Genomic DNA, 3,884 nt, shown 5'->3' with positions numbered 1-3,884 from the left:
GGACGCGACCAGGTCGCCGTCGTCCAGGTCGATGGTGGTCCCGAGGCCGTCGAGGATGGGCCCGATGGGTTGTTCGGTCACGCTGACACCCACTTCCCGTCGCGGACCCATCCGTGCAGTCCGCAGCACTTCCACAGCAGCGACGGCTCGAGATGCAGGGGCTCCCGGGACACCATCTGGTGCTTCCATGTGCCTGCGGCCACCCAGCGGCCTTGCGCCGGGCACCAGTGCCAGAACGTGGGGTCGGCGGTGTTGTCGATCCAGCCGTAGTAGATGTCGTCGGTGACCTTGGTGATGCCTGCCTCGGCGAGGGTCGGCCACTGCGAAGGCGGCATGTCGCGGTCATGGCTCATGCCGGGTCCCCCGAGACGAGTCCGCGACGGTTGTTCAGGTCAGGGCGCGGGATCCACTCACGGATGCAGCCGTGGTGGGCGGTGGGGTAGGCGGCCGCGTCGTCGGCGGATCGGATGGTGCCGCTGGCGTGGTCGGTGTCCTGATGAGAGACGAATCCGCACTCCGGCCCGTCCACGCATTCGAACCAGGCGGCCTCGAGGTCCAGGGCGCCGGTGTTGATGGCGCCGTGGTTGGCGGTGACGACGCCCTGGTAGGTGAGGGCGGACTGGGCCCACGACTTGACCGGGTGCCGGGAGCTGTCCCGGTAGATGATCGTCGACAGCGGGTGGTCGGCGGCCAGGCGGGCGGAGTCCAGTCGGTCGTGGTTTCGGCCCAGGGTGACTTCGCGGGTGGCGTCCTGGGCGGCCCGGGCGAAGGCCTGCGCGCGTCGTACGGCTTCCTGGATGCGGCCGACGAGGTCGGTGTAGAAGGTGGCGGTCAGGCCGGTGATGGCGGCCTGGTGGCCGGTGGACCACTGGAACAGGCTGAGGTCGGCGCCGGCTTTGCGGAGGGCGCGTTGGGCTCCGTCGCGGTAGGCGATGGGGAGGTCCTGGGCGGCCCAGCGTTCCGCGAGCGCGGTGGTGAGGCGGGAGAACTCGCCGACCTGCTGGTTGAAGTCGGTGATGATGCCGTTGATGCGGGTGGTGGCGCCGAACCCGCGCTGGATGCGTTCCAGGGTGTGCAGGAGGTTGTCCTGGGCTGTGGCCAGGCGCTTCCACTGGCGGACCAGTTCGCCGGTCATCGCGGTGATGAGGGTGGTGAGTTCGGCCCGGTCGTCGGTCTGCTGGAGGGCGGTGGTCATCGGCGGGCCCGTTCCCGCAGGTACACGATGCCGATCGTGCCGGAGTCGTCGCCGGTGCCAGCGGGGTCGTCGGGGGCTGGCGGTTCGCCGCTCTCGAGTTTGGCCAGTTGGCGTTCGTAGGCCTTGATGTTCTCCACGTAGGAGACGCCGACGACGGAGCTGACGTTGACGGTGGAGGGCTGGGCGCGGAGCGCGGCGAGCCGTTCACGGACGACCTCGATCGCTACGGCGCGTGCGGTGCCGAGGCGGGCGTAGCGGACGATCAGGTCGCTCTGGTCGGTGTCAGCTCCGAGTTCGCTCTTGAGCCAGGCGAGTACGGCGGCGTCCACAGGGGCCTCCAAGACGGTGGGTCGGGGGGTGGGGGTTCACGGGTGCGGGCCCGCCGGGTGGCGCCCCCACCACTGGTGGCGGGCCCGCACGCCGCTACTCGCCGCTGTCGCCCTCCCCAGCGGCGTCCCGGCCCCGAGACCGGCCGGTCGCCGCGGTCTTACGCGCGGCGGTCTTCTTGGCCGCCGAAGCAGCCTTGTCGGGTGTGTCCTCGCCGGCCGCGCCCTTGTCGGCGTCTCCCTTGGCGCCGGTGTCGGCGTCGGAGGCGTCCACAGAGTCGGGCAGTTCGCCGTCCTCCCAGGCGTCGGGGTTGGTGATCCGGGCCGCAAGGCGCGGCTCGGGCTCCTCCCCCGGCAGCAGCAGGACCATGCGGTTGCGGTCGGGGTCCTTGACGTGCACGGCCTTTACCAGCTTGGCCATGGCGATCAGGCCCCGAGGACGGTGGCCGAGATGTGGATGTCCGGCACGTACAGCACCGGCATGCCGATCGCGGCACCGCGGGTGTAGATCTGTACCGGGTCGTCGTCCACCTTGGTCACCACGACGATGCCGGGGGCCTCTTCGCGGGTGAGGGCCGGGTTGGTGCCGGAGGTGAACTTGGCGGCCTCGCGGGTGACGCCGTACTGGGTCTGGGCCCATTCGGACGCCGGGACGTCCGGGATGAGGATCCACTTGGTGTCCGGGATGACCCGCTGGTAGGTGTCGTCGTTCCACACCTGCACGTCGTAGATGCGGATCGGCGGCAGGCCGAACCGGGCGCGGACGGAGTCGACCTCGGGCGGAGAAAGCGTGGTGCCCGGGTTGTTCGAGGCGTTCTGCCCGTAGAACGCGATCTGGTACTCCGCGTTGGAGGCCAGCATGGAGCGGGCCCGGCGGGAGGTGAGGACCTCGCGCGGGGCGGGGGCGCCGGAGTCGATGAGGTAGTCGATCCAGGCGCGCTCGTCGGAGAGCGGGGTGGCGGTGGGCTGGTCCCACAGCACGGACGCGGTGGGCATGTTCGCCGAGGGGACGTTCCAGTTGACGTCCAGGCCCAGGCCCGGCAGGTTAACCGTGCCGTTGGCCAGGAGCTGGCCGGCGGCGAGTTCCTGCGCGGTCTGGATGGACTCCACGTGCCGGTCGACGTCCGAGTAGAGGAGGTCGATGTACTCCTGGGTGTCCTTGCCGTGGCCGACGTCCAGGAGGATCTGGTCCATCTCTGTGATGGGCAGGGTCTGGCCGAGGGCAGGCAGCTGGCCCTCGTTGACGACTCGCTCCGCCTGCCGCTTGGCGAGCGCGGTGGGCGCGTCGTAGGCGCGGAACTTGGCGGCGTTGACGCGGCGCTTCGCGCTGGTGGTGCGGAACTTGATGCCCTGGATGCGCCGTTCCGGCAGGATCTGCCGGGTGAGCGCGTAGTTGGCGGGGGTGTCCAGCTGGCGGGCGTACACCGTGAGATCGGTGTCGTTGGTGTCCCGCAGGAGGAGCTCAAGAGCCTCCATGGTGATCTCCTCCTTCGCTTATCGGGTGCGGTAGTGGAAGCTGACCCCGGGCGCCGTGGAGGCCACGTCGGTGGGGTCGAACGGGATCGGGCAGTCCTCGGCGTAGATCTCGCCGTGCCACAGCAGTGCGCCTGCGGCCTTGGTGGAGGCCGGGTTGAAGCTGAAGCCGTCGACGAGGAATCCGGCGAGGACCTCGGTGCCGTCGGAGGCGGACGCGCCGCCGCCTGCGGTGGTGGTGGTCACGGCGATGGCCGGGCTGGTGCCGCCGGTGAACGATCCGGACGCCGTCATCTGCGTGACGTCGTCGGACAGGTACTGGCCGCCGAACGTGACCACGACCGCGGTGGCGGGGTGCGGGCCGCCGGACACGGCGACGTCACCCGGGTTGACGTTGGACAGTGCCTCGAGGGCGGTCTTCACCTGGGCGGCGGTCGCGTTGTAGGGGATCGCCGCGGTGGTCTGCCCGCTGAAGGTGAGCGTGTACGTGCCGCCGGTGGGTCCGCCGGTGATGGTGACGGTCTGGACCTCGGACCGGGGCCCCGAGTAAGGGGCGTACAGGCCGGAAGAGGTGACCACGCCGAGGGGGATGCCGGACTTCATGACGTTGCGGCCCTGGAGGGCCGGGTTCGTCGCGGCCACGTAGTGGGTGCCCGACGTGAACTTGGTCAGGTCGAGAGTGATGGTGTTGGTGTCCTGGACTCCTACCAGGGACGCAAGCCACGGGCGGTCGGCCGTGACGCTGTCCGTGTAGGAGTAGGGCTGAAAGTCGTTCACGGCCTTCTCCTGGTGAACTGCGGTGTGCGGTGACTGCTGCACCAGCCGGTGAGCGTCCACGAGGAGAGGGCGTGGTCCCGTTTTCCCCGACCTGTCTGGCCGGGGTGGTCTTA

Annotated in this window: 6 protein-coding genes; all 6 read right to left on the bottom strand. The window is 69.9% G+C overall.

Annotated features, from left to right (window positions below; translation table 11 throughout):
- Window positions 1-77: 77 nt before the first annotated feature.
- The 6 genes from JF597_RS01650 to JF597_RS01625 all read right to left on the bottom strand — a co-directional run bounded on the left by JF597_RS01650 (window position 78) and on the right by JF597_RS01625 (window position 3,771).
- Complete coding sequence (locus tag JF597_RS01650; protein ID WP_293987554.1) at window positions 78-353, bottom strand: hypothetical protein; 276 nt, start codon at window positions 351-353, stop codon at window positions 78-80.
- A complete protein-coding gene (locus JF597_RS01645; protein ID WP_293987553.1) occupies window positions 350-1,195 on the bottom strand; it encodes a hypothetical protein in 846 nt (281 codons plus the stop codon). The genes JF597_RS01650 and JF597_RS01645 overlap by 4 nt, the downstream gene beginning before the upstream one ends.
- Window positions 1,192-1,524, bottom strand: a complete 333-nt coding sequence (locus JF597_RS01640; RefSeq protein WP_293987551.1) for a hypothetical protein — start codon at window positions 1,522-1,524, stop codon at window positions 1,192-1,194. The genes JF597_RS01645 and JF597_RS01640 overlap by 4 nt, the downstream gene beginning before the upstream one ends.
- A gap of 94 nt (window positions 1,525-1,618) precedes the next feature.
- Window positions 1,619-1,942, bottom strand: coding sequence for a hypothetical protein (locus JF597_RS01635; protein WP_293987549.1), 324 nt, complete (start codon window positions 1,940-1,942; stop codon window positions 1,619-1,621).
- A 5-nt stretch (window positions 1,943-1,947) separates the two neighbouring features.
- Window positions 1,948-2,997: a major capsid protein gene (locus tag JF597_RS01630; RefSeq protein WP_293987547.1), complete on the bottom strand. Its 1,050-nt coding sequence runs from the start codon at window positions 2,995-2,997 to the stop codon at window positions 1,948-1,950.
- Window positions 2,998-3,015: 18 nt separating this feature from the next.
- Window positions 3,016-3,771: a hypothetical protein gene (locus tag JF597_RS01625; protein ID WP_293987545.1), complete on the bottom strand. Its 756-nt coding sequence runs from the start codon at window positions 3,769-3,771 to the stop codon at window positions 3,016-3,018.
- Between the last annotated feature and the right edge of the window lie 113 nt (window positions 3,772-3,884).

Source organism: Streptomyces sp. (assembly GCF_019510245.1).
GTDB lineage: Bacteria > Actinomycetota > Actinomycetes > Streptomycetales > Streptomycetaceae > Streptomyces.
This window is presented reverse-complemented; position numbering and strand designations above follow the sequence as displayed.

Coding starts and splice junctions, on each gene's coding strand:
- JF597_RS01650 (WP_293987554.1), bottom strand. CDS start 353: ATGAGCCATGACCGCGACATGCCGCCTTCGCAGTGGCCGACCCTCGCC.
- JF597_RS01645 (WP_293987553.1), bottom strand. CDS start 1,195: ATGACCACCGCCCTCCAGCAGACCGACGACCGGGCCGAACTCACCACC.
- JF597_RS01635 (WP_293987549.1), bottom strand. CDS start 1,942: ATGGCCAAGCTGGTAAAGGCCGTGCACGTCAAGGACCCCGACCGCAAC.
- JF597_RS01630 (WP_293987547.1), bottom strand. CDS start 2,997: ATGGAGGCTCTTGAGCTCCTCCTGCGGGACACCAACGACACCGATCTC.